The organism is Metaplanococcus flavidus (assembly GCF_042675885.1).
GTDB classification, from domain to species: Bacteria; Bacillota; Bacilli; order Bacillales_A; family Planococcaceae; genus Planococcus; species Planococcus flavidus.
On the sequence record NZ_JBHTKI010000008.1, the window covers coordinates 397092 to 420670 of the forward strand.

Sequence of the window (23579 nt, forward strand, 5' to 3'; positions counted from 1 at the left end):
GCGCAATGAAACATTCGAATGCCAATCGACAGAAAAACAGATTATTTCTGCACATATTCGGTTTCGCCAGTATTTTACATATATTTTTAAATGTAATTTTTCCATTCAATGCAGCCGAATGGGCTCCAATATTCGGCGTTTTGGTGTATTTCGTATTGTACCTGCTTAAACAGCGGATAAACGTAAAAGCTCTGCGGGCAATCTTATTGTATGCAATGAACATTTATCTATTTATCTTAAATCTGGAGTCACTATCAGCAGTGACACTTGTTTACTTTGCCTTACCGCTAATTACCGCAGCGCTCACCAACGCGTTCAGGCCGATGGTGGTTTTGACTGCCTGGACGATGTTTGAACTTCTTATACTGATTTTCTTTTTCGGGCAATTGGACAGGACGCCCATCCAGCAATATGATCATCTTACTATCTTCACTTTCCTGACCGTTGTACTGCTGCTCACATTCTTCCACACATTTTATTTCAGCCGGCTCTGGCAGCAATTACATGAAAAAAATAAATCTATGGAAGAAGCACTCATATCCCGTGAAGGGTATCTTCAATTATTTTTTGAAACAGCAAAAGATGCAATGGCAGTATTTGATAAAGATAATAGGGTAATTGCAATCAATCCGGCATTTGAGGAATTATACGGATGGTCAGCCAAAGATTCCTTCGGCACAAAGATAAAACCTTATCCTGTAGAAAAAGATGAAGTTGCTGAACTGCAGGCTTTGGAGTTATTGAAAGGAAAAAGTTTCACTTTGCTCGATACAGTTGATATGAAAAAGGATGGCACCAGATTTCATGCTCAGATCACACTTTCTCCCATATTCGACAACAAAGGAAAAGTCATTGCCACATCCGTCATTTCAAGGGATATCAGCTTCCAGAAAGAATCGGAACATTTGCTCCTCCAAAGTGAGAAGTTGAAACTCGCAGGTGAAATTGCAGCCGGTGTCGCTCATGAAATCAGAAACCCGATGACGGTCATTTCAGGTTTTGTTCAGATCATGCAGCAGGACGCCAAACATCCATACCCTGAATACACTAAGATCATCCATTCTGAATTGGAAAGAATCAATTTGATCATCAGTGAGTTTCTGGTTCTCGCCAAACCTCAGGCCCCGGCAATAAAAAGTTTAAGCCTCAGAGGGCTGATTGATAATCTGACGCTCCTTTTCAGTTCCGAATTCAATTTGAAAGGCATTGTTTTTAAAGAGAATTGGAGCGGTGAAACGGATTATACTCTTTCTGGTGAGGAGAATTCCTTAAAACAGGTCTTTATTAACCTGTTAAAGAATTCAGTTGAAGCTATAAACCCTTGTGGAACGATCGAGCTGACCATCTCTTCTGAAAGCGATAAAAACGTATCCATTAAAATTTCCGACAATGGCGGTGGCATGTCTTCTGAAAGTTTGAACAGGATTTTCGAACCGTTTTATACCACCAAAGAAAATGGGACTGGCCTTGGCCTTCTCATTTCACAGAAGATCATTCAGGATCATGGCGGATCGCTGAAACTGGAAAGCATAGCTGGAAAAGGAACAATTGCCGAAGTATTGCTGCCTACAAAATAAACAGGAGCCTCAATGGCTCCTGTTTATTTTCATTGGATTTTTTAATCGTCATCATCGTCCTGCTCAAATTTCAGGATTGTTCCATCGACGGCATTGATTTCAAGTTCGAATTCCATTTTGCCGTTTTAAATTTCAAAGTCATAGTAGCAATCCGCAGACCGCTTATTTCAATATTCCTTTGACGTATTTCACTTTGTTTTTATAAGGAGGAAATAAAACATTCGTCGATAACTTCGTCGATTTTTTCAGGATCGATTTGGCATGGGTAAAGGTTTCAAAACTCCATTTGCCATGATAAGAGTTCATGCCTGATGGCCCCACTCCGCCGAAGGGCAAGTTAACATTGACGATATGGGATATCGTATCATTGATGCAGCCTCCGCCAAATGGCAATTCTTCAAGGAAAAAGTCAGTTGCCCGCTCGTTTTCCGAGAACATGTATGCTGCCAGGGGCTTAGGGAGCTGACGAATCTGGCGCAGAAGAAGCGGCAAATCCTGATACGTGATAATCGGCAAAACCGGACCGAAAATTTCATCTTCCATGGAAGGATCATTCCAGGAAATATTATCCAGCACCGTCGGTTCGATATAAAGATTCGAACGATCTGTCTTACCGCCGTAAACGATGTTGGCTGCTTCTTTTTCGATAATTTCAGCCAAACGGTCGAAATGGGAGGTCGAAACGATTCGCCCGTAATCCGGACTTGCCTGCGCATTTTTGCCATAGAAGCCGCTGATGGTTTTCGTTAATTTCTTTATGAATTCGTCTTTAACGGATTCATGGACACAAACATAATCAGGTGCTATACACGTTTGGCCCGTATTCATCAGTTTGCCCCAGGCAATTCGTTTCGCTGCCAGATCAAGATCCGCAGTTTGGTCAACGATCGCCGGGCTTTTGCCGCCCAGCTCCAAAGTGATTGGTGTCAATCTTTCCGAAGCTGCTTTCATAACGATTTTCCCGACTTTCACGCTGCCGGTAAAGAAAATATAATCGAATGAAGCGTGGATTAATGCCGTCACTTCGTCGCGTTCTCCTTCGACAACCCGCACAAAATATGTAGGGAATGCTTCTTCAAGGACGATTCTCACGGCGCGTGCCACATGCGGCGTCGTTTCAGAAGGCTTGACGATGGCACAATTACCGCCCACGATGGCCCCGATCAATGGTTCCATCACCAATTGGAATGGATAATTGAAAGGTCCAATGATCAAAACAGAACCGTAAGGCTCACGGATAATAAAGCTTTTCGATGGCTGCAGATGCAAAGGCGTCTTAATTTTTTCCGGTTCCATCCAGTCATCAAGATTCTTTTGCATATTGCCTATACTGTCGAGTACCAAGCCTATTTCCGTTGCATAAGCTTCAAATTCACTTTTCCCCAAATCCCGCTCCAGTGCCTCAATGACAACTTCTTCGTTGGCAATAATGGCCTGCTTGAGGTTCTCGAGTTGTGCTTTGCGGAAATCAGCAGAGCGGGTGGCACCTGTATAATAGAAGTTCTTTTGTTCCTGAATCATTCTTTCGACATCATTGGCATTAAAATTCATGTAATAGCCTCCTGTAAATTTCGGTTATTCCTGGACTAAATGATCGATATGGCGCTGCACACTCAATCCTTCTTCGAACGGCACCAGCGCAGTCGATTTTGCTTTCATTTCTTCAAACAAGCTCGGCACTTCTGCAAAATCCGTAATCGCAACCCTGTCCCCCTGGCCTTCTGAGACATAAAGCTGAGACCAATTCTCCAATGTCAAAACGCCGTCGCTTCCATAGATTTTAAATTGAAGAAGCTCTTTCTGTCCAACACCACTGATTCCCGATACCAATAACGGGATGTTGTCATTCGCGATTCCATGGGCAATCACACCTGTTTCACATAAATCCGGCTGTTCCGGATAAGTGACCTGATGGGATGAGAATGAAATTTCCCCGAAAATCCTTTCAATCAATTGAAGATAATGCGGGAATATCTCACGTATAAAGCCTCCCTCGAGCCTTGAAGCAATCCATGGGGTTTGCTGCCATGGACGCGGCCAAACGGGAAATACTGTCTGCAGCTCGATTCTTTGGACCTTGCCAATACTGCCGTTTTTGGCGCGTTTTGCCAATTCGTGCACCGCCGCGCTATACATAAGAGGAAAGTGCATCGCTGAGCGGACCCGATTTTCTGTGACAGCCTTAACCATTTGTTCTCCAGCTGCCACATCGTGGGCAAGCGGTTTTTCACTTAACACATTGATACCGGCATCCGCAGCGAGTTTGGCGATTTCTGCGTGAGAAGCTGGGGGTGTTCCGATATATATCCAGTCAGCTTTTGAATAAAGGATTTCATCAAGAGTACCGGCAATCGGTACACTATAATTCTTTTCCAGCTCTTCCAGACGGCTGCGATTTCCATCGAAAACCGCCACTATTTCAATGCCGTCTTCTTGCTGGATCTGCTTGATGATGCGCTCACCAACAATGCCAGCACCTATAATACCAATCGAAATCATGGTCAATCTCTCCCTATAAGGCCAAAAGGCTTATTTTCGAACCTGCTGTTTATAAGTGTAACCTTTAAGGGTATGGAATAGTCAAACAATTAACTCATAATATTTCAGAGGAGGAATTTATTTATGAACGAAAACACAAATTGGTGGGAACCCGTATTCAGCGGCCAATTGGAAATCGGCCTGAACAAAGAGAAGCTTGAAGATATAGAAGAAGAAACCTTTCTTTATTACAGCGAAGCCAATCAGGAAATGGAGCCCCGGCTTTAATTGGGCACAGTCCTCATTTCCCGTCGGAAGCCTACATAAAAACGCCTTTTTCAATTGAGATATTGAAAAAGGCGTTTTGCATTTCCTGTTCCAGCTAAATATAATGAGAATATGAAAGAGGCGATCTTCATGAAACTGATAGCAGCTATTCTCATCACTATGTTTTTATCTGCTTGCAACCCCACCAATTCTTTTGACACTGCTGAAAACGATAACCAGGTGCCTGTCGAGGTCCTTTATGTTATCGACGGTGATACGATCAGAATCTTATACGATGGCAGGGAAACGACTGTCAGGTACTTATTGGTAGATACCCCTGAAATCAATCATCCCAGCTACGGCGAGCAGCCTCTTGGCAAAGAAGCGACTGAGGAAAACCGGAGACTTCTCGAGTCGGGCGATGTATCGATTGAATTTGATGCCGGTGATCGTTTCGATGACTACAGCCGTCTGCTGGCATATGTTTACGTGGACGGCGAAAGTGTACAGGAGCAGCTTCTGGAAACTGGCCATGCTCGGGTCGCCTATGTGTTCCCGCCAAATACACGGTATCTGGATGAGTATAAAGAAGCTGAGCAGCTGGCTGAAGAACAGCGCATCGGCGTCTGGCAATTTGACAATTACGCAACAGACCGCGGCTTCGACAGCGATGCAATCAGCGAAATAGAAAGCGGCAATACTGTGACCGAAACTGGTGATTGCGACATCAAAGGAAATATCAACCGCAGTGGTGATAGGATTTACCATATGCCCGGCAGCCATTCATATGGCCAAACAAATCCGGAGGAATGGTTTTGTTCCGAACAGGAAGCCCGTGACAATGGTTTCAGAAGTGCCGGCCAATAGGTCAACATGAAGGTTTATACTGAAATAGAATTCTTTCTCCGAGTATTGACTTTTTTCATTGGCGCGATATAATAATAAATGTCCTTGAAAAAAATGCGATTCCTTAGCTCAGCTGGGAGAGCGCTACCTTGACAGGGTAGAGGTCGCTGGTTCGAGCCCAGTAGGAATCATAGGACCTTAGAGTCCGCAGCAGGTTTTAGGAACAAAGTCTGCTAAGAAAAAAGCCGTCACCTTCGGGTGGCGGCTTTTTTATGTTGTTATTCAGCCAATAAACAAACCGCCGAAAGCCGCAAAATTTCGCGTTTTCGGCGGTTCTGGTTAAGCTTCGATAGTCTTCGGTTCTTTTTTATCGCGGGAGATCCATTGGATAATGAACAACACGATAAAGACTCCGGCACCAACTAAATCTGACATCCCTTCAGGGTAAATCAATGCAATACCGGTCACAAATGTGATAATCCGTTCAAACCAATAAAGTTTGCGGTACCAGTAACCGATTAAACCGGCCCCGATTGCAATCATCCCCGTAATGGCGGTGATCAGGACCCATATGAGTTCGGGCCAGGTCGTATCAATCATCAACAGCGAAGGCGACAGCACGAACATATAAGGAATGATGAACGCGGCAATCGCCAGTTTGGCGGCGTTAAAACCGGTCCGTATAGGCTCTCCGCCCGAAATACCGGAGGCGGCGAATGCTGCCAGCGCTACCGGTGGGGTTATATCGGCGATAATACCGAAATAGAATACGAATAGATGGGCAGACAATGCTACAACTAAAGGCGTCGCCGCACCTTCAGGATATTCAAGCATCAGCAACGTGATGATGGCAGGAGCCGCAATTGTGGATGTGATTACATAGTTTGCCGTTGTCGGCGAACCCATACCAAGAACAATTGCCGCCAGCATCGTAAAGAATAAAGTTAACAGGACGTTTCCGCCTGAAGCAGAAACCAGTCCATTTGCAAGGCCCAGGCCAAGACCGGTTTTAACGACCACTCCGACGATGATACCTGCTGCAGCGGTAGCTGCTGCTACCGCGAGCGCTGTGCGGGCACCATCAACCAGTGCATAAATCATGTCTTTGAAATTTAAACGCGTTTCTTTATTGAATGAGCTGACAACAATCGTCAGCACAATCCCATATAATGCAGCTTGCATCGTAGGAATACCGATCAACAGGAAAATGATGATCGCAAAAATCGGTGTCAGCAAATAGATTTTCTTCAAAACTTCTTTGCGATCAGGCATTTCTTCCGGGGACAGCCCTTTCAGGCCAATCCGCTTCGCTTCAAAATGCGTCATGATCCAGACGCCTGTGAAATAGAGGAGTGCTGGTATCGCTGCCGCTTTGGCAATTTCCCAGTAAGTGACACCTCCGATAAATTCAACCATCAGGAAAGCCGCGGCCCCCATGATCGGCGGCATCAATTGCCCGCCTGTGGATGCGGCAGCTTCGACGCCTCCGGCAAATTCCTTTTTATATCCCAATTTTTTCATCATTGGAATCGTATAAGAACCGGATGTAACTACGTTTGCTACCGAGCTGCCGGAAATTGTTCCCTGCAGGGCACTCGAAAAGATTGCAACTTTTGCAGGTCCGCCGGTCAAATTACCGGCAAGTGAAACTGCCAGGTCATTAAAGTATTGGCCTACTCCCGTCTTCACCAGGAAGGAGCCGAAGAGCAGGAAAGTGAATATAAAGGTGGCGGAAACACCGATTGGCGTCCCGAGTATACCATCAGTTGTGAAGAACATCAATTGGATCAATGAATCCAAATCCTGCCCTCTGTGACGCATGAACCCAGGGAAATAAGGACCAAAAAATGCATATGTCAGGAATAACGATGCAATGATTGTGATTGGCATACCCACGGCTCTTCGTGTCGCTTCCAGCGTCAACAGCACCGCTATTGTCCCTACTATCAGATCCGGTTCAGTAACCCTTCCGATTCGGAAAACCAGGTCATCATACATGATCGGCCAATAGGCACCGACACCGACTGACAACAATGCGAGAATAAAATCATACCAGGCCACTTTATGCTTGACACCTTTACGCTTGCGTGCGGGAAACAGGATAAAAATCAAAGACAGTGCAAAGCCCAAGTGAATAGACCGTTGAATATAAGCTGTGTATTGCCCAAAGATCGCGGTATACAGCTGAAACAGTGCAAATGCCAGTAAGCCGTAAAATACGACATGTTTCATGATTCCAGCTAAATCACGAGTGTTGGATTCAGGATCGTACCTTTGCAGAATTTCCTTCTGCTTTTCTTCGGAAACGTATGTATCATCATCTTCCGGCGGCAGTTTCTTCTCTTTCCGTTCTTCCGGCGGTAATTTATTGCTCATCAATATTCACTCCTTTTAGTTGCTGGAAAATAGACAGTCGCTGAATACGAAACGTATACGTTCCCCCTCTGACGAGTGTCTTTTTCAAATCATAGACTTCCTCATTTTTCATCAGAAAAAGGCCGGCATCCACATCGCCGATCAAGATACGGAATTCAGCCAATTGCCTGTCCATATTCTTAATGAAATACTTACCGTCTTTTTCGACAAAAACCTCGCCTTCTCCTGCATTCGATGGCATTCCAATATTAAAATCCTCATATTCCAGCTCGACCATCTTCAGAGTGTGATCGGGAAGGACTTCAAAACTTTCAATTACGTCGGACAAATGGATTGAATGTGTATATTTTATCTTAAAGCGGGGTTGAGTCAATAGAGAATACGCTGCCAGGCTCTTTGTGTCGCTGTCGATAAACACGATACTTCTTTGGAGCGGGATTAATACTGACGCGGAGCTGATTAATATGAGGGCAATCAGAATCAGAAGAATACGCTGCTTGAATTTTGTTCGCATGGGCTATTCTCCTCCATTGTACATAAACAAATAACGACGATAAAGCTTTCGCTTTATCGTCAGTTATTCAAGAGTATTCGACTAGTTTACTTCATCAAAATATCTTTGTGCACCTGGATGGATATCGATTCCGATTCCATCAAGAGCCGTTTCAGCCTGAATGAATTCAGCTTTTGCGTGCTGGATCTGATCTGTGTTTTCATAGATGGCTGCCGTAATGTCGTATACAAGATCTTCAGAAAGATCATTTTGTACAACAAGCATAGCCAATACCGAAACTGTCGGAACTTCTTCGGTCAGGCCATAGATGCCTGATGGCACAGTATCGTGAGCGTAATAAGGATATTTCTCGATCAGTTCATCGGCTTTGTCCTGCTCAACAGGAACGATTACTACATCAGAAGTAGCGCCTAAACTTTCAACAGCACCTGTCGGCGTACCTGCTGTGATGAAAGCAGCGTCGATTTGTCCTGATTGAAGGCTTTCCTGTGATTCGCCGAAGTCAAGGTTCTGAGCATCGATATCATCCATCGACAATCCGTGGATTTCAAGCAATTGTTCAGCATTAATATAAGTTCCTGACCCTGGAGCTCCAACGGAAATTGATTTTCCTGCAAGGTCATCAAATGAAGTGATTCCTGAACCTTCAATTGTTACCAATTGGATTGTTTCCGGATACAATGCACCGATGGCAGAAACTGTATCGATCACTTCACCATCGAACATGTTCGAACCTTCTGAAGCATAGAAAGCGGTATCCGTCTGAACGAATGCAATTTCTGCATCTCCGTCAGCCAGTGCAGTCATATTTGCAGCAGAAGCCTGTGATACCTCAGCCGTAGTATCAAGACCTGTTTCCTCTTCAATGATATTGGCCATTGCTCCGCCCAACGGGTAATAAGTTCCTGTTGTTCCCCCCGTTAAGATACTGATGAATTCTGGTTCATCACCACATCCCGCCAGCAATACTGAACCAGCCAGCGCAACTCCTGCGAATAAACCTAATTTCTTTTTCGCCATAATTTGACCTCCCCTTATTATAATTTTTACTTGTTTCTTAAGTAATAATACCATGACTTTATATCCAAGTGTTAATCAATTTTCGATCGGGTAACCGTTTACACAGGAAAGTTGTAATTGCCCTTAAGTGTCTGTTCCATCCACATGCAGCTCAGGAGCAGTTTCATCAGGAGAAATATCTTTGAAATCTTTCCCTTTTTCCTCTAAATCCCGTTGCCGATGCGCAATTCTTGCGCTTGCACATGCTGCGATACTGGCTACCAGATCATCCAGAAATGTATGGACTTGCCCCCCTACTTTTGTATCAAGTTCACGGATGACGCCAATTTTATTGCGATCAAGATGACCGAATGTTGTAACGGCGATACTGCCATAAGTCAATACAGCACCAAGCCCGATCATTTCATCAACACCGAACAACCCTTCGTCCGTATCGACAATCTGTTGCAAGGGTGCTGAAAGCTTTCCCTGTTCGGCCAGAACGTCCAGTTCTACGCCAACCAGCAAGGCATGCTGCATCTCCCTTTTTTGTAAAACGCTTTCCACCGATTCGATGCAATGTGATATTTGCAGCCCTTCATTGAAAGGCTCCTGCATTTCAAACACGATTTTAGCAATTTCTTCAATTGAAACACCGCGTCTTTCCAGTGCCTCATGCGCAGCTTTCGTCACAGCATCTGAATGTACCCTGTATTGCCCGCCATCGATTCCTTCCATATCAAAAACCCCTCTCTCTTGTTTGGATACCTGCTCCCTCATTATACCTTGCACGCTGAATATGATACAATTTTTATACAAAAACGCTCAAGGAGGCATCATCATGAATAAAGGAAAAGTCGAAGATTTAACGCTTTACAGTGAAGAATTGCAGGAAGACATGCAGTTGCTTGTTCACCTTCCTTACAATTATTCACCATTATACAAATACAGCATCGTCATTGCATCCGACGGCAAAGATTATTTCCAATTGGGCAGAGTGCCCCGAGTGGTCGACGAATTGCTGGAAAACCGCGAAATTGAAAACATTATTTTTGTCGGAGTCCCTTATAAGAGCGTCGAGGACAGAAACAATAAATATGAACCGTCCGGCGCTCAGCATGCAGCTTATCTGAGATTCCTGGCCCACGAACTTGCTCCTTTCCTGGATGAAAAATATCCTACTTACCAGGTTGGTATGGGTCGGACACTGATTGGCGACTCACTTGCAGCCACCGTCAGTTTGATGGCCGCTTTGAAATACCCCAATATTTTCGGCCGAGTCATCCTCCAATCGCCAAAAGTTGGACCCGAAATGTTGGAGACTGTTTCCAATTTCAATTCTGCCTATGCTTTTACTGTCTATCATGTAATTGGCAAGGGCGAAACAGACGTCAAACTGACGTCTGGCAAAACGGCGGATTTCCTCGAACCCAACCGGGAACTGCATCAATTGCTGAAAGATAAATCTTTCCCGCTGTTTTATGAGGAATTTGATGGCGGCCATACCTGGAAATATTGGCAACCGGATTTGAAACGCGCTTTGATACAAAACTTTGGCGTTTAAACCGAATTCGCAATTTAATACTTTCTTTTGTTATACTGTAAGGAGTTAAGATTTATATTTTACGAGGAGGCCTATTTATGAAATACGGTGTTGCAGCATTTCCGTCCAAAAAATTACAGGACATCGCCAATTCTTATCGCAAACGCTATGACCCTCATTATGAGTTGATTACACCTCATATTACGTTGAAGGATGAGTTTGAAGCGAATGGCGCAGAAATTAAAGATATTGTGGAAGAAATGGCGAAAATCGCTAAACGCCACACACCTTTCAAACTTCATGCAACGCGAGTAAGCTCATTTTCACCTGTGACCAACACACTTTATTTCAAAGTTGAACCTGTACAGGAAATTCTTGAGCTGCATGAGGATCTGCATTCTGACTTCTTCGGTGGCATGCCGGATTATTCATTTGTTCCTCACATCACGATTGCCCAAAAATTATCCGATTCCGAGCATTCTGATATTTTTGGACAATTAAAAATGGCGGGTATCGACCACGAAGAAACAATTGACCGGATTCACCTTCTGTATAAGTTGGATGACGGCTCTTGGACAGTCTACGATACATTCCGCCTGACTGGAGATGAGCAATAATTGCAGAAAGTAAAAATAGCTGAAAGTGAACTCGAAAAAGAACAGGCCTTTGATATTCGCAGAAAAGTCTTTGTCGATGAACAGCAAGTGCCTCTTCATATCGAAATGGACGAGTACGATAGCACTGCCACCCATTTCGTCGGATATAACCTTCAGCAGCCGATAGCTGCTGGACGCATCCGCGAAATTGAAAACGGCATCGGTAAAGTCGAAAGGGTTTCAGTTTTGCCTGAATTCCGCGGACAGCACGTTGGTGTCCTGATGATGGATGCGATGGAGTCATATGCGCGATCGGCAGGGATGTCGACCTTGAAGCTGAACTCCCAGTCGTACGCTATCCCTTTTTATGAAAAATTGAACTACACCGTGACTTCTCCGGAATTCCTCGACGCGGGAATCCCGCATCGTACAATGGAAAAGAATCTTCACGATTAAAAATCCAGCCCTCAAAATTAGAGGGCTGGATTTTTTTGATTGTCGAGAACAAGTTAACTTCTCTAATCATTACGCTCTAGACGGACGCTTTCCGCGGGGAGCGGCCTAAGCCTCCTCAGTCGCTACGAAAACCGATGCTCCTGTCTCTGTCCCTGCATCGCTTACGCTAGCTTCGGGACATGAAAGTACGTTGCATCGCTGCGCTAGCTTCGAGACAAGAAAACCGTTGCAGCGTTTCACGCTTCGTCCCAAAGGTTCGACCGAATGCTGTTCGGTCAAACCTTCCCTCGGGGTCTCAGTCGCGCTCTCGTTCCCGCAGGAAACGAGAGCGCAAGCGCGAATCGTTTGCGACGAAGCTAGCGCAGCGATGCAGGAGCATATTTTTGCTCTTCGCCGTCTAACGCTTCATTCTGGTGTTGAATATAAATAAATGAAGAATCTCCTTATTGAAGAGTCATTAGAGAATACTCCTATATAAGAAAAAAATCTGAGATATGGAGCAAAACAGCGAAGACGCCCAGGGGAGCAACGCTTTTTAATGTCTCGAAGCTAGCGAAGCGATGCAGAGACAGAAACGGAGTTAGCTTTCCAACTTCGTTTCGACGAAGTGCGAGTCCCTTCGGGTGCTCCTGCATCGCTTCGCTGCTTCGTCGCAAAGACTTAGCCTCGCATGCTTCGGCTAATGTCTTCGAAGCTGTTTTGCGGAATATCGGTTTTCATTTAATAAGCTTTCAACATGCTTAAAAATCCAGCTATTTAAAGAACATGGTAACCGCTGTCCACATGGATTGTTTCGCCGGTGATTCCGCGGGACATATTGCTGAACAGGAAGACCGCCGTGTCGCCGACTTCTTCCGGTGTTGTGTTGCGGTGAAGCGGCGCTTTTTCTTCTATTTCGTGAAGCACAGAATTGAAATCGCTGACACCTTTAGAAGACAATGTACGGATTGGGCCAGATGAAATGGCGTTGACACGGATTCCAAGTTTGCCAAGATCCGCTGCCAGATAGCGCACTGACATTTCAAGTGCTGCTTTCGCAACTCCCATGACATTATAATTGGACATAACACGCTCTCCGCCAATATACGTCAAAGCAACAATGCTGCCGCCTTCAGACATTAAAGGCTTAGCGTGTTTTGAAATGACCGTCAGTGAGTAGGAGCTGATATTTTGTGCCAATAAATAGCCTTCCCGCGAAGTCTCAGAAAAATCTCCTGCAAGTTCTTCCGTTTTGGCGAAAGCAATGCAATGAGCCAGTCCGTCGATTTTGCCGGCCTGTTCTTTGATCGTCGCGAAACATTTTTCCACATCTTCATCGCTCGTTACATCACATGGAAGTATCGTTTCGTGGTTCCCATCAAGGGTTGCCACCAGATCGCGCACGGATTTCTCAAAACGTTCCCCGGCATATGTAAAGATAAGGTTTGCTCCTGACTGATCCAGTGACCGTGCAATTCCCCAAGCGATGCTTCGTTTATTGGCCACTCCCATAATTACGAATGTCTTGCCTTTTAGTGATATCGACATTGTCATTCCTCCTGAAAATCTGATTGTTACCTGGTACTAATATTACATCATAAAAAAGAAAAGTGCAATTTGCACTTTTCTAGAGGCTGCTTAAGAATGTAGTTGCCAGTCCCAAATAGATTAGTATGGAGATGATATCATTCAATGTCGTGATAAAGGGGCCGGACGCTACGGCAGGGTCAATTTTCAGCCGATGGATCAACAGCGGAATAAATGATCCTGCCAGTGTGGAAACAAAAATGGAGCCCGCAACCGCCGTTCCAACCAGCAACCCGATGAGCAATTCACCTTTCCAGAAATATACCAGCCCTACCACGACGATGCCACACACAAGGCCTGTTATCAGACCGGTTCCGGCTTCACGATAGAGCAGCTTGGTCTTGCTCTGTTCTTCAATATCGCCTGTGGCAATACCACGGACTGCCACAGCCAGCGCCTGCGTACCGCTGTTACCCGCCATTCCGGCAATCAAAGGAATGAATACCGCAAGCAAGGCTACCTGGTCCAAAGTGGATTCGAACATCCCCATCAAATTTGCTGTGAGCATACCGAGGAATGTCAGCAGAATCAACCATGGCAGTCTTTTTTTCGCAGCACTTAAAGGGCCTTTATCAAAATTATCCATATCAGAGACAGCTGCCAGCTTGGAGTAGTCATCCGAAGCTTCTTCATCCAGGACATCGATAATATCATCCACTGTGATGATTCCCAGCAGGTGATCCTGGAAATCGACTACCGGTATTGCCAGGAAATCGTAATCCTTGATCATGCGTGCCACTTCTTCCTGATCTTCCCCAACTGATACAGAGACAACGCGGTCATTCATGATTGTTTCTATCAGAGTATCTTCTTCTGCGATGATCAGATCCCGCAAAGTGACAATTCCGGAAAGCCGTTTCGCTTCATCGATGACAAACACATAGTAGATGGTTTCTGCATCAGGTGCAGCATTCCTGAGGATATTCATAGCGGAACGGACCGTGGAATTTTTCGGGATGGCCACGAATTCGGTTGTCATGATTGAACCCGCCGTATACTCTTCATAATGCAGAAGATCTTTGATCTCCCGCGATGCCTCTTTCGGCATAATCGTGAGGTAGCTAGCAACCTGATCTTTGCTTAAATTGTTCAATACATCAACCGCATCATCCCGGTACATAAAGGATAGAAGGTCTGCGGCATACATGGCATTCATTTCTTTGAAAAGGTCTTCGTATTCATCGTCGTCCAATTCGATTGCTTCAAAAATATCAGCCATTTCTTTCGGAGAGAGATACTCATAAAGCTGCTGGCGGATATCCGCCTCGGCTTTTTCATAGAATTCAGCCTGGTCGTATGGATGATGGGACAGGAATTCCTCCCTGAACTCCTCCACTTGCCCTTTTTCCAGCAGCTGTATCAGTATTTCTTCATTCAACTCTTCATCACGTATCATTTTTTCTTCCATCATTACGGCTCCCTCCTTTCGATTTTGCAGCAAGCCGCTTGGGCGGCCACTGCGTTACACTTATAATAGATAATATACTAATTTAATTTCATGAGGTGTTTAAATGAAATATGACATAATTGGCGACATTCATGGCTGTTTTGATGAGCTGATGGAATTGCTCGAAAAACTGGGCTATCACTATGACAATGGGATTCATAGCCATCCGGAAGGCAGACAACCTGCATTTGTAGGCGACGCCATGGACCGCGGTCCCGATTCGCTGGCTGTTTTGGAATTATTATTCGCCCGGCAGGATCGGGGCATTCTGTTTTATTCCCCTGGGAACCATTGCGATAAACTTTACCGATACATGAAAGGCAATTCGGTGCAGCTGATACATGGACTGGAAATCACCATCGCTGAGTGGCAGGCTTTGCCGAAAAAGGAGCAACAGGAATTTCGTGAACGATATATCCATTTTTACGAGGCGCTGCCACAGTACCAGGTACTTCGGGACGATCTCATCGTCGCCCATGCAGGGCTGAAAAAAGACATGATCGGCGAGCCATTGAACAAAAGAATCTCAGTGTTTACGCTGTATGGCGACATTACAGGTAAATTCCATGCCGATGGCCGGCCGGTGAGACGGGATTGGGCGAAATCCTATCGAGGAAAACCGTGGGTGGTTTACGGCCATACGCCGACCGAGGAGCCCTATGTCATAAACCGGACGGTGAATATTGATACCGGCTGCGTTTTCGGCGGATCATTGACTGCATTCCGTTTCCCTGAAAAAGAATTGGTTTCAGTCTCTTCAAAACAGCCCTACCAGCCGGAACGATTCCACCGATTTACCTGATCAGCGCCGCCATATCTTCCCGATTCGGCGATTCGAAGCTGAGCGCCCGGCCAGAAACCGGATGAATCATTTCGAGCCTCCGGCAATGAAGTGCCTGGCGGCTGATCATTTCCCGGGTTCCTCCATAAAGATCATCTCCTACAAGAGGTTGCCCGATATGTGCTAAATGAACCCGGATCTGATGTGTCCGCCCGGTGTTCAGCTTTAATTCGAGATGGCTGAAATCAGTGTATGCCTTGAGCAGCTTGACTTCAGTTTCCGCAAACTGACCACCCATGCGAACTTCCCTTTCTATAATACTGGAATTTTTTCTTCCGATCGGCGCAGTGATTGTAAATTCTTCCTGCTCAGTGAGGCCATGGACAATCGCATCATAACGTCTGGACATTTTCTTTTCCTGCTGTTGAACGGATAGCATATGATGAATATGCCGGTTTTTTGCGATGCAGACCAAACCACTCGTATCACGGTCGAGCCTGGTCACAATATGCAGAGTAGCCGGTATCTTATGATTTTCAAAATGGCCGGCTACCACATTGGCCAGACTTCCGACAGGGTGTTCACGCGAAGGAATCGTGTTTTGCAAAGGTGGCTTATCGACAATCAGTAAGGCCTCATCCTCATAAATAATCGTCAATTCACCGCTTTCTGCCTGCAAACCTTTGCCAAGCTCTTCCAACGGAAAAACAACGGTCACAGCATCCCCAATTTCAAGGGGATGCCTGACCGTCACTTCATTGTTGTTCACCAATATTTGCCCGCCGCCATACTTTACAGAAGCAAGAGTTCGTTTAGAGATTCCCCATGCCTGTAAGGCTTCACGCAACAACCCTTTGGCGTCGGCAGTATAATTCAGTTCAAACGGCTTCATCGGTATTCCTCGCTGTCGATAAACGAATCATGGACCCTTCTCCAAAATGGGAATGGGCGGAAACGGGCAAATCTTACTTTTTCTTCTGCTACCCGATATTCAATCGATCGCACATCTTTATGGAGCAATTGAAGGTGATCGACTGTCACCATAAAATCCGGTGCTTTCACCGGACGCAACACGCAACGGTGATGTGCCGGCAGGACCAGCGGAGCACCGACTGTCCGGAAAACACGATTATTGATCGATGCCATCTCGGTCAACTGCATTGCGGGAAGTGATGGATGAATGATTGCGCCGCCAAGTGCTTTGTTATAAGCCGTACTTCCTGATGGCGTAGACATACACAATCCGTCTCCGCGGAAACGTTCAAATTGATCTTCATTTAAAATGACGTCCATAACGAGCGTAACGTCTGGTGATTTTACCGTAGATTCGTTCATGGCCAGATAAACAGCAGGCTCTTCTTTGTTTTGATAATGGATGCTTGTTTCAAGTAACGGATACTCAATCACTTCATATTCTTTTTTAGCAATAGACAGCACCAGTTTTTCAATCTCGATCGGCTTCCAATCCGCATAAAAACCGAGATGTCCCGTATGTATCCCGACAAATGCCACTGTAGATAATTGGTCGCTGTATTTATGGAAAGCGTGGAGCATCGTTCCGTCTCCGCCAATCGACAGCACGATATCCGGCTGTTCCTCTTCCCATTCCATGCCAAAGTCTTCCAGATAAGCACGCGCTTTATCCATTAAATCATTCGACAGATCATCACTTCTGGATATTATGAAATATTTCATCTCTCTTTTCTCCCTCCGTCTGTGTTTCTTGGAAAATGAGTGCCTGGTGATTCCTTGTATTCTGTAAAATATGCCTGGGCTTCCTGAATTTCATCCCGAATCTGCGACATCTCTTCGTCCAGCTGAAATGCCGCTTCAGCTGCCCGCTGCAAACGCAGTTTGATTTCATCGGGGAAAACACCTTTGTATTTGTAATTCAACGAATGCTCTATGGACGCCCAGAAATTCATCGCCAACGTCCGTATTTGAATTTCAGCGAGTATTAGCTGTTCACCGCTTACGGTCTGCACCGGATACTCGACAATAACATGATACGACCGATAACCGCTCTGCTTCTCACGGGAAATATAATCTTTTTCTTCCACAATGCGAAGGTCTTTGCGATTACGGAGCAATTCTACAACTGTTTCAATGTCACCGACAAATTGGCACATCATCCGGATACCGGCAATATCCTGCAATTCAGTGGCAAGTTCGAGGGATGGCTCAAAAGGGATCCCTTTTTCGAGCGACTTATCGTAAATGCTGGCAATCGGTTTGACCCGGCCGGTAACAAACTCGATCGGGGAATTGATATTATCGGTTTCGTATTGTCTGCGCATGCCTTTGAATTTGATTTTCAGTTCATCGACAGCCTGTTTATATGGCGCTAAAAATCGATCCCATTGTCCCATAACCGCTTCCCCGCTTTCGTATGCATGTTCTCTTTTGTCGTTTGTTCAATTATAAATTATACTAAATCGCTTCGGCGCTTAGGACAGTGCAAAGATTAATGCTCCTGCGCAAGCTCGTCGCAAAGGAGGTGCCATTTTCGTATGGCATACCTTGCCTCCCGCACTAAGCCGAGAAGAGCACTCGTCTTATTGCTCCGCCCAGTCCTGAAACGCGCCGGCGCTAGGTGAAATCTAGATATGGAGCAAAACAGCGAAGAGTTGACCGAAGCTGGCGAGGGCAGCTCTTTGCGACGAAGCAGCGAAGCGATGCAGGAGCACGGGTTTTAGTTAGCTCAGCGCAAGCCCCCAGGCAAGCAAGCTGTTTTGCGGAATATCGGCTACATAAGTTAATTAATTCAACATATCTAATTTCAATATCTAGTCATATTTTAACACAGCGCTGCGATTCGTTGCAGTTTGACTCGAATTATCACATAATAATATCAAGTGAGGTGCAGATGATGACCAAAGAACTTGAGATTGAATTCAAGAATTTATTGACTGAAGAAGAATATTTAGAATTGATGGACCGCTTCGGCTACTCTGCTGAAGACGCTCATACACAAGTGAATCATTATTTTGATACAACGGATTTTAAATTGCGCGATCGCCGTTCGGCACTCCGGATCCGGCAAAAGGGCGCTACATACGAATGCACGTTGAAAACACCGGCGGACAATGGCTTTTATGAAATTACCGACAAACTCGATTCGCAACAAGTTGAAGAAATCTTTGAAAAACGCAGTTTTCCCGCACCGGAAGTCGCAGCAGCATTGAAGGAGATGGGACTCGGATCTGATGCGCTGGCACTTCTGGGCAGCCTGACTACCCACCGGATCGAATTCCCCTATGAATCCGGCCTGCTGGTGCTTGACCATTCGGAGTATCTCGCTACCGAGGATTTTGAAATTGAATACGAAGTAAGTGATTTTGAAGCTGGGAAACAGCGGTTTCAAGCGTTCTTGCGTGATTTCGAAATTCCCTTCCGCAGCACAGATAAAAAGATTTCCCGTTTCATGAATGCCGCAAAAAAAGGAATTAATACGAATAAAATTATCGAATAAAAATATTTAAAATACATTATTTCCCATTCAAGCGTTCGATTTATTTGAGATATTTTCACAGCGTTGTTAGAATGAACTTACAGCTACAGCAAAGGAGACATATTGATGACTGGAAAACCTATTATTCCGTATGAAGAAATTGGTGCGGAACGCCTGTCCCTATTGGTGGACGCATTTTATGCCCGCGTCGCTATGCATCCAAAGCTCAAGGCTATTTTTCCTGACGATCTATCGGAAACCGCCAGAAAACAGAAGCAATTCATGACCCAATACCTTGGCGGACCCAATATATATTCTGAAGAACACGGACATCCCAGACTCAAAGCAAGGCATAATCCCTTTCCGATTACTCCCGAACGGGCTCAGGCTTGGCTTGAATGCATGAGTGAAGCGATGGATGAAATCGGATTGACCGGAAAATTCCGTGAAACCTTCTATAACCGGCTTGTGATGACTGCTCACCATATGGTCAATGCACCGGACAGCGAGGAGGAAGTGGTGTGAATAACCTGGACCTGGCAAAGCAGATTTATGACAGCCCGAATCCGGTAAAGCCCATGGAACTGTATATTTTTCTTGATCCTCTGAATATGGAATGCTGGGAACTGCAGTCCATCATGAGGAAGCTCCAAATTGAATACGGCCATTATTTTTCCATGCGTGTTGTTCTCAGCACGAAACTATTCAATTTGAACAGCCAGCAAAAAACCTCTTCACTCTCCACTGATAATCTGACGCATCCTGTATTGGCGTCCGTCGCAGTCAAAGCGGCCGAATTGCAGGGCAAACGTGCAGGCAATCAATTTCTGCATAAACTGCAGGAGCAGTTGTTTATGCAAATAAAAGATGTTTCTTCCTATCAGGTTCTACTCGAAATTGCACAAGAAGCCAATCTCGACCAGGAAGAATTCAAAAAGGATTTCCATTCTGTCCATACAGCAAAAGCATTCCAATGCGATCTGCAGATTACAAGGGAAATGGAGATCACTGAAGTTCCAAGCATAGTCTTCTTTAATGAATGTATAGAAGACGAAGGTGTTAAAATTTCCGGACTGCATTCATATGATACTTATTTGACAATCCTTCAGGAAATGCTTGGCAGCGACCCATTAAACAGACAAGCTCCACCGTCACTGGAAGAACTTTTTACAAAATACACGACAATTGCGACAAGAGAAATTGCGTCCATTTACAATATTTCGCAGGAAACTGCTGAACGTGAAATGAAAAAACAGATGCTCCAGCAAAAAGTTGAACGCATCTGTTTACCTGATGAAACATTATGGAAAGTAAAATAAGCATGGCGCCCTCGGGCGCCGTGCTTATTTTTTGAACCATAGAAAAACGCCTGCCACGTCCGGCAGGCGTTTTTCATTACACAAAGGGGATGGGAGAAATGTTCACGCTCAAACAAAGGGGTGTATGTTTGTATGTGATTTATTTCACAACCTAAATTTATCACAGAATAATTGTTTATGCAATAATTCACAAACGAATTCACAAATTCGTCATAATCGTAAGTGTTATGAAATTTTTTTAACTATATTAAGATAACTAAAAAGAACAGGCTCAGTAATACTGAGCCTGTTCTTCCCTAATTTATTTTTTCAGCAATAATTTCTCGAGTTCTGTTAATTTCTGTTCAAATACTTTGCAGGCCTCTTCCACTGGTGAGGATGAAGTCATATCGACTCCTGCTTTTTTCAGAACCTCGATCGGATAATCAGAACTTCCCGCTTTCAGGAACTCATTGATAAAACGATCGACTGCCGGCTGTCCTTCTTCTAAAATACCTTTGCTCAATGCTGTTGCAGCACTGAATCCTGTAGCATACTGGAAAACATAATAATTATAGTAGAAATGAGGAATTCTTGCCCATTCCATACCGATCTCTTCATCAACTGCCACGTCTTCCCCAAAGTATTTCTTGTTCAGCCCGTAATAGACTTCGGTCAGGCGTTCCGCTGTCAGCGCTTCGCCTTCCTGGTCCATCTTATGGATCAAATGTTCAAATTCTGCAAACATTGTCTGGCGGAATACCGTGCCACGGAAACCGTCCAGCCAATGATTCAACAAGTAAATCCGCTCCTGATCATCTTCCGAAGTTTCCACCATGTATTCGTTTAATAAGGCTTCGTTTGTCGTCGATGCAACTTCAGCTACGAAGATGGAATAATCACCATACACATAAGGCTGTGAGGCGCGTGTGTAATAGCTGTGGACACTGTGGCCAAATTCATGGGCCAATGTAAAAAGGTTATCGACATTGTCCTGCCAGTTCATCAGGATATAAGGATTCGTGCCATAAGCGCCTGATGAATAAGCGCCGCTTCGTTTTCCTTTGTTTTCCATGACGTCCACCCAGCGGTTCTGGATGCCTTCTTCAACAATACCGGTATATTCTTCACCAAGCGCGGACAGACCCTTCAGCATGATTCCAGTCGCTTTTTCATAAGGGATTTCCATCTTCACTTCTTTTACCAATGGTGTGTGCATATCCCACATATGGACTTTATCGATTCCAAGCACTTCTTTGCGGAGAGCTGCATAGCGATGCAATAAATGCAAGTTATTGTTTACCGTCTCAACCAGGTTATCATAGACAGTTTCCGGTATGTGGTCATCCGATAATGCGGCGTGCCTTGCCGAATCATACTTACGGACACGTGCATTGACGTTATCACGCTTAACCGTTCCTGCCAAAGTCGAAGCAAATGTATTCAGGAATTTTCCGTAAGTTGCATAGACAGCTTTGAAAGCATCTTCCCGCACACGGCGGTCCTTGCTTTCAAGAAAGCGGATGTAATTGCCGTGCGTAATCTGTACGGTTTCGCCGTTCTCATCTTTGATTTCCGGGAATTCCAGATCCGCATTATTCAGCATGCCGAACGTTTCGGACGATGCACTTACAACTTCTGATAATTGGGCAAGCAAGGACTCTTGTTCCTTTGGCAATACATGCGGGCGCATTGAATTCAATTCGTCCAGCGCATGCTTGTAAAGTTTCAACCCTTCATGGTTTTCAACGTAACCATTCAACACTTCTTCATCAAGTTCCAGGATTTCCGGCGTCAAAAATGATAAGCCCGCTGAAATCTTGGCATAAAGAGCTTTAATGCGGCTGTCCAACGCCTGATATTTTGAATTGGTGGTGTCCTGATCATACCTCATATGGGAATATGTATATAACCTTCTCAGGCGTTCAGACACTTCATCTTTAAAAGTCAATACTTCAAATAGGGATTCTGCCCCTTCTTTTAATTTCCCTTCAAAAGAACCGGCTCTCTCGGCCATTGCTGCCACTTCCTTGAATTCGCTTTCCCATGCTTCATCAGTCGGGAAAATATCATCCAGCTTCCAAGTCAATTCTACAGGGATCTCTTCACGCTTTAATATTTTATTCGCCATTTCCAATTCCTCCTTAGTTCTTCTCTTTCGGGAGTCGAACTTGTTTTTATTTTCTCAATTTTCGTACCCTTTTGCAATAGATATCATATAATCCTTCCATTTGTCTTTCGCAGTCGTTGTTTTGACCTGCCATATAGTGAATAAAACTTGTATAATCCTGCATCACCTTTTCAAGTTGCGCAGCATCGCCTTTGTTGCTCAGCTTTATTTTCATGGAAGAAATCAGATCTGAAACTGATTTGCCTTGTTCGAGTGCACGGACTGTTTTTAATTGCCAGATGACTGCATGTTCAGCGATGCATTCCGCCCCGGCTATCGGGACGCCGATTGTTGCAGGCACATTCCTTATATCCAAACCCAGTTTATAGCAGAGCAGCCAGAATGGATTTTGATAGCGGTTTTTCGCAAACAATTGAGAGCGGATGAACGCAGTTCTCGCCAGTGCAAAAACAGAATACATCGTTTCAAAGTCTTTTCTGCCCAGTCTTTTCGGAACAGCAAAAGGAAATGTCTGTTTGTTTGCAGGCAAAGAACTTATTTTGCCCACCCAGCGGTTGCCGCTGATAAAGAATAAGTTCGAATAATAAGTGAATTGTCCAGTTGACGGATTCAGCAGCAACAGGTACTTGGTATGTTCATGGTTGATCAGCATCTTCTTTTGATATTCCATCAAATGAATTACTTGAATTCTGTTTTCCGGTTTTTCGTTGTTCCCGAAAATCCAAGTCGGGTATAATCCAACCGCCTTGTAAGCAGCAGTCCTTCTTACAACATCATGTGCAGAAATCGCACTGCACTGGAATTCAATTACGGTCCGGCTGTCGACCAGCAGATCAGCGCGCTGGCGAATTTCCGGCATATATTTTTCCAGTTCCACTTTGAAGTTTTTAGCAGTGAAGAATTTGTGCAGCAAAATTTTGCCCTGCAGATGCAAAGAGGATTCCGACTCACTGTATGAATCACAGTCAGAATGGGATTTATGGGCAAAATGGGGAATTTTGATGTTGCCAATTTTTAAATACAAGATATTCCCACAGTCCGGACAAGTAAATTTACTATTGCTTCGTAACTCAAGCAGCTCCTGCCGGCTGTAGTTTTTAATCAGATCAATTACTTGTTCCCCTTCAGTTTTGGCGATTAATATGGCTGTCACACTCCTTTTATCTATTATAAAAGAGTGTTTATGTTTAGACAATATTCAATAGTCTGGCATCTGTCAGTTCAATTTACGAAATAAAAAAGCCTGAAGAGAT

General features: G+C 44.7%; 23 protein-coding genes and 1 tRNA gene. 11 read left to right on the forward strand and 13 right to left on the reverse strand.

The genetic code is table 11. The features are described 5' to 3' along the window. The first annotated feature begins 5 nt into the window (after positions 1-5). A complete protein-coding gene (locus ACFQ1X_RS06915) occupies positions 6-1577 on the forward strand; it encodes an ATP-binding protein (RefSeq protein WP_144837761.1) in 1572 nt (523 codons plus the stop codon). A gap of 162 nt (positions 1578-1739) precedes the next feature. On the opposite strand, the gene ACFQ1X_RS06920 is transcribed toward ACFQ1X_RS06915, so the two are convergent. After that, on the reverse strand, positions 1740-3128 hold the full coding sequence (locus ACFQ1X_RS06920) for an aldehyde dehydrogenase (RefSeq protein WP_144837763.1): 1389 nt from the start codon (positions 3126-3128) through the stop codon (positions 1740-1742). A gap of 24 nt (positions 3129-3152) precedes the next feature. Then, on the reverse strand, positions 3153-4076 hold the full coding sequence (locus tag ACFQ1X_RS06925; RefSeq protein ID WP_144837765.1) for a Gfo/Idh/MocA family protein: 924 nt from the start codon (positions 4074-4076) through the stop codon (positions 3153-3155). A gap of 123 nt (positions 4077-4199) precedes the next feature. Between ACFQ1X_RS06925 and ACFQ1X_RS06930 the strand changes: the two genes are divergently transcribed. The 3 genes from ACFQ1X_RS06930 to ACFQ1X_RS06940 all read left to right on the forward strand — a co-directional run bounded on the left by ACFQ1X_RS06930 (position 4200) and on the right by ACFQ1X_RS06940 (position 5359). Further along, positions 4200-4343 (forward strand): hypothetical protein, encoded by a 144-nt coding sequence (locus ACFQ1X_RS06930; RefSeq protein WP_379081866.1) that lies wholly within the window; start codon positions 4200-4202, stop codon positions 4341-4343. A 129-nt stretch (positions 4344-4472) separates the two neighbouring features. Then, positions 4473-5189, forward strand: a complete 717-nt coding sequence (locus tag ACFQ1X_RS06935; protein ID WP_144837767.1) for a thermonuclease family protein — start codon at positions 4473-4475, stop codon at positions 5187-5189. A 97-nt stretch (positions 5190-5286) separates the two neighbouring features. Continuing rightward, a tRNA-Val gene (locus ACFQ1X_RS06940) sits at positions 5287-5359 on the forward strand. Between the two features lie 148 nt (positions 5360-5507). Here the strand turns inward: ACFQ1X_RS06940 and ACFQ1X_RS06945 are convergent. The 4 genes from ACFQ1X_RS06945 to ACFQ1X_RS06960 all read right to left on the reverse strand — a co-directional run bounded on the left by ACFQ1X_RS06945 (position 5508) and on the right by ACFQ1X_RS06960 (position 9795). Beyond that, entirely contained in the window at positions 5508-7544 is a 2037-nt protein-coding gene (locus ACFQ1X_RS06945) for a TRAP transporter permease (protein ID WP_144837769.1), read from the reverse strand. After that, on the reverse strand, positions 7534-8058 hold the full coding sequence (locus ACFQ1X_RS06950) for a DUF1850 domain-containing protein (RefSeq protein WP_144837771.1): 525 nt from the start codon (positions 8056-8058) through the stop codon (positions 7534-7536). Before ACFQ1X_RS06950 ends, ACFQ1X_RS06945 begins: the two co-directional genes overlap by 11 nt. A gap of 81 nt (positions 8059-8139) precedes the next feature. Further along, positions 8140-9078, reverse strand: coding sequence for a TAXI family TRAP transporter solute-binding subunit (locus tag ACFQ1X_RS06955; RefSeq protein ID WP_144837773.1), 939 nt, complete (start codon positions 9076-9078; stop codon positions 8140-8142). A 123-nt stretch (positions 9079-9201) separates the two neighbouring features. After that, positions 9202-9795 carry a phosphatidylglycerophosphatase A family protein gene (locus tag ACFQ1X_RS06960; protein ID WP_144837775.1) on the reverse strand — a complete coding sequence of 198 codons (594 nt, stop codon included), beginning with the start codon at positions 9793-9795 and terminating at the stop codon, positions 9202-9204. Positions 9796-9898: 103 nt separating this feature from the next. Here ACFQ1X_RS06960 and ACFQ1X_RS06965 point away from each other — a divergent pair, with 103 nt between their 5' ends. From ACFQ1X_RS06965 to ACFQ1X_RS06975, 3 genes are all read left to right on the forward strand, one after another. Beyond that, positions 9899-10621: an alpha/beta hydrolase gene (locus tag ACFQ1X_RS06965; RefSeq protein WP_144837777.1), complete on the forward strand. Its 723-nt coding sequence runs from the start codon at positions 9899-9901 to the stop codon at positions 10619-10621. Positions 10622-10698: 77 nt separating this feature from the next. Then, a complete protein-coding gene (locus ACFQ1X_RS06970) occupies positions 10699-11217 on the forward strand; it encodes a YjcG family protein (RefSeq protein WP_144837779.1) in 519 nt (172 codons plus the stop codon). Continuing rightward, positions 11218-11652 carry a GNAT family N-acetyltransferase gene (locus ACFQ1X_RS06975; RefSeq protein WP_144837781.1) on the forward strand — a complete coding sequence of 145 codons (435 nt, stop codon included), beginning with the start codon at positions 11218-11220 and terminating at the stop codon, positions 11650-11652. Positions 11653-12408: 756 nt separating this feature from the next. Here ACFQ1X_RS06975 and fabI read toward each other — a convergent pair. Both fabI and mgtE read right to left on the reverse strand, forming a co-directional pair. Beyond that, the gene (gene fabI / locus ACFQ1X_RS06980) at positions 12409-13179 is read right to left on the reverse strand and encodes an enoyl-ACP reductase FabI (protein WP_144837783.1); all 771 of its coding nucleotides are present in this window, start codon (positions 13177-13179) and stop codon (positions 12409-12411) included. Positions 13180-13258: 79 nt separating this feature from the next. Beyond that, complete coding sequence (mgtE, locus tag ACFQ1X_RS06985) at positions 13259-14629, reverse strand: magnesium transporter (RefSeq protein WP_144837785.1); 1371 nt, start codon at positions 14627-14629, stop codon at positions 13259-13261. 100 nt (positions 14630-14729) lie between these two features. On the opposite strand from mgtE, the gene prpE reads away from it, so the two are divergent. Further along, complete coding sequence (gene prpE / locus ACFQ1X_RS06990; protein ID WP_144837788.1) at positions 14730-15467, forward strand: bis(5'-nucleosyl)-tetraphosphatase PrpE; 738 nt, start codon at positions 14730-14732, stop codon at positions 15465-15467. Here prpE and ACFQ1X_RS06995 read toward each other — a convergent pair. The 3 genes from ACFQ1X_RS06995 to ACFQ1X_RS07005 are packed head-to-tail and all read right to left on the reverse strand — an operon-like array spanning position 15460 to position 17815. Continuing rightward, positions 15460-16338 carry an RluA family pseudouridine synthase gene (locus tag ACFQ1X_RS06995; protein WP_144837790.1) on the reverse strand — a complete coding sequence of 293 codons (879 nt, stop codon included), beginning with the start codon at positions 16336-16338 and terminating at the stop codon, positions 15460-15462. The two genes, prpE and ACFQ1X_RS06995, sit on opposite strands and share 8 nt — an antisense overlap. After that, a complete protein-coding gene (locus tag ACFQ1X_RS07000; RefSeq protein WP_144837793.1) occupies positions 16335-17141 on the reverse strand; it encodes an NAD kinase in 807 nt (268 codons plus the stop codon). The genes ACFQ1X_RS06995 and ACFQ1X_RS07000 overlap by 4 nt, the downstream gene beginning before the upstream one ends. Continuing rightward, complete coding sequence (locus tag ACFQ1X_RS07005) at positions 17138-17815, reverse strand: GTP pyrophosphokinase (protein WP_144837795.1); 678 nt, start codon at positions 17813-17815, stop codon at positions 17138-17140. Before ACFQ1X_RS07005 ends, ACFQ1X_RS07000 begins: the two co-directional genes overlap by 4 nt. A 500-nt stretch (positions 17816-18315) precedes the next feature. Between ACFQ1X_RS07005 and ACFQ1X_RS07010 the strand changes: the two genes are divergently transcribed. From ACFQ1X_RS07010 to ACFQ1X_RS07020, 3 genes are all read left to right on the forward strand, one after another. Next, positions 18316-18918, forward strand: a complete 603-nt coding sequence (locus tag ACFQ1X_RS07010) for a CYTH domain-containing protein (protein WP_144837797.1) — start codon at positions 18316-18318, stop codon at positions 18916-18918. A gap of 105 nt (positions 18919-19023) precedes the next feature. Further along, positions 19024-19422: a globin domain-containing protein gene (locus ACFQ1X_RS07015; protein WP_144837799.1), complete on the forward strand. Its 399-nt coding sequence runs from the start codon at positions 19024-19026 to the stop codon at positions 19420-19422. Continuing rightward, positions 19419-20216, forward strand: a complete 798-nt coding sequence (locus ACFQ1X_RS07020; protein WP_144837801.1) for a ClpXP adapter SpxH family protein — start codon at positions 19419-19421, stop codon at positions 20214-20216. The genes ACFQ1X_RS07015 and ACFQ1X_RS07020 overlap by 4 nt, the downstream gene beginning before the upstream one ends. A gap of 301 nt (positions 20217-20517) precedes the next feature. Here the strand turns inward: ACFQ1X_RS07020 and pepF are convergent, their stop codons facing one another. Further along, a complete protein-coding gene (gene pepF / locus ACFQ1X_RS07025) occupies positions 20518-22326 on the reverse strand; it encodes an oligoendopeptidase F (RefSeq protein ID WP_144837803.1) in 1809 nt (602 codons plus the stop codon). Between the two features lie 46 nt (positions 22327-22372). Next, positions 22373-23479, reverse strand: a complete 1107-nt coding sequence (locus ACFQ1X_RS07030) for a competence protein CoiA (RefSeq protein WP_379081879.1) — start codon at positions 23477-23479, stop codon at positions 22373-22375. Positions 23480-23579: the final 100 nt, after the last annotated feature.

Bases quoted from the DNA above. Each gene is read 5' to 3' on its own strand.
- ACFQ1X_RS06915 (WP_144837761.1), top strand. From the start codon at position 6: ATGAAACATTCGAATGCCAATCGACAGAAAAACAGATTATTTCTGCAC.
- ACFQ1X_RS06920 (WP_144837763.1), bottom strand. From the start codon at position 3,128: ATGAATTTTAATGCCAATGATGTCGAAAGAATGATTCAGGAACAAAAG.
- ACFQ1X_RS06925 (WP_144837765.1), bottom strand. From the start codon at position 4,076: ATGATTTCGATTGGTATTATAGGTGCTGGCATTGTTGGTGAGCGCATC.
- ACFQ1X_RS06930 (WP_379081866.1), top strand. From the start codon at position 4,200: ATGAACGAAAACACAAATTGGTGGGAACCCGTATTCAGCGGCCAATTG.
- ACFQ1X_RS06935 (WP_144837767.1), top strand. From the start codon at position 4,473: ATGAAACTGATAGCAGCTATTCTCATCACTATGTTTTTATCTGCTTGC.
- ACFQ1X_RS06945 (WP_144837769.1), bottom strand. From the start codon at position 7,544: ATGAGCAATAAATTACCGCCGGAAGAACGGAAAGAGAAGAAACTGCCG.
- ACFQ1X_RS06950 (WP_144837771.1), bottom strand. From the start codon at position 8,058: ATGCGAACAAAATTCAAGCAGCGTATTCTTCTGATTCTGATTGCCCTC.
- ACFQ1X_RS06955 (WP_144837773.1), bottom strand. From the start codon at position 9,078: ATGGCGAAAAAGAAATTAGGTTTATTCGCAGGAGTTGCGCTGGCTGGT.
- ACFQ1X_RS06960 (WP_144837775.1), bottom strand. From the start codon at position 9,795: ATGGAAGGAATCGATGGCGGGCAATACAGGGTACATTCAGATGCTGTG.
- ACFQ1X_RS06965 (WP_144837777.1), top strand. From the start codon at position 9,899: ATGAATAAAGGAAAAGTCGAAGATTTAACGCTTTACAGTGAAGAATTG.
- ACFQ1X_RS06970 (WP_144837779.1), top strand. From the start codon at position 10,699: ATGAAATACGGTGTTGCAGCATTTCCGTCCAAAAAATTACAGGACATC.
- fabI (WP_144837783.1), bottom strand. From the start codon at position 13,179: ATGTCGATATCACTAAAAGGCAAGACATTCGTAATTATGGGAGTGGCC.
- mgtE (WP_144837785.1), bottom strand. From the start codon at position 14,629: ATGATGGAAGAAAAAATGATACGTGATGAAGAGTTGAATGAAGAAATA.
- prpE (WP_144837788.1), top strand. From the start codon at position 14,730: ATGAAATATGACATAATTGGCGACATTCATGGCTGTTTTGATGAGCTG.
- ACFQ1X_RS06995 (WP_144837790.1), bottom strand. From the start codon at position 16,338: ATGAAGCCGTTTGAACTGAATTATACTGCCGACGCCAAAGGGTTGTTG.
- ACFQ1X_RS07000 (WP_144837793.1), bottom strand. From the start codon at position 17,141: ATGAAATATTTCATAATATCCAGAAGTGATGATCTGTCGAATGATTTA.
- ACFQ1X_RS07005 (WP_144837795.1), bottom strand. From the start codon at position 17,815: ATGGGACAATGGGATCGATTTTTAGCGCCATATAAACAGGCTGTCGAT.
- ACFQ1X_RS07010 (WP_144837797.1), top strand. From the start codon at position 18,316: ATGACCAAAGAACTTGAGATTGAATTCAAGAATTTATTGACTGAAGAA.
- ACFQ1X_RS07015 (WP_144837799.1), top strand. From the start codon at position 19,024: ATGACTGGAAAACCTATTATTCCGTATGAAGAAATTGGTGCGGAACGC.
- pepF (WP_144837803.1), bottom strand. From the start codon at position 22,326: ATGGCGAATAAAATATTAAAGCGTGAAGAGATCCCTGTAGAATTGACT.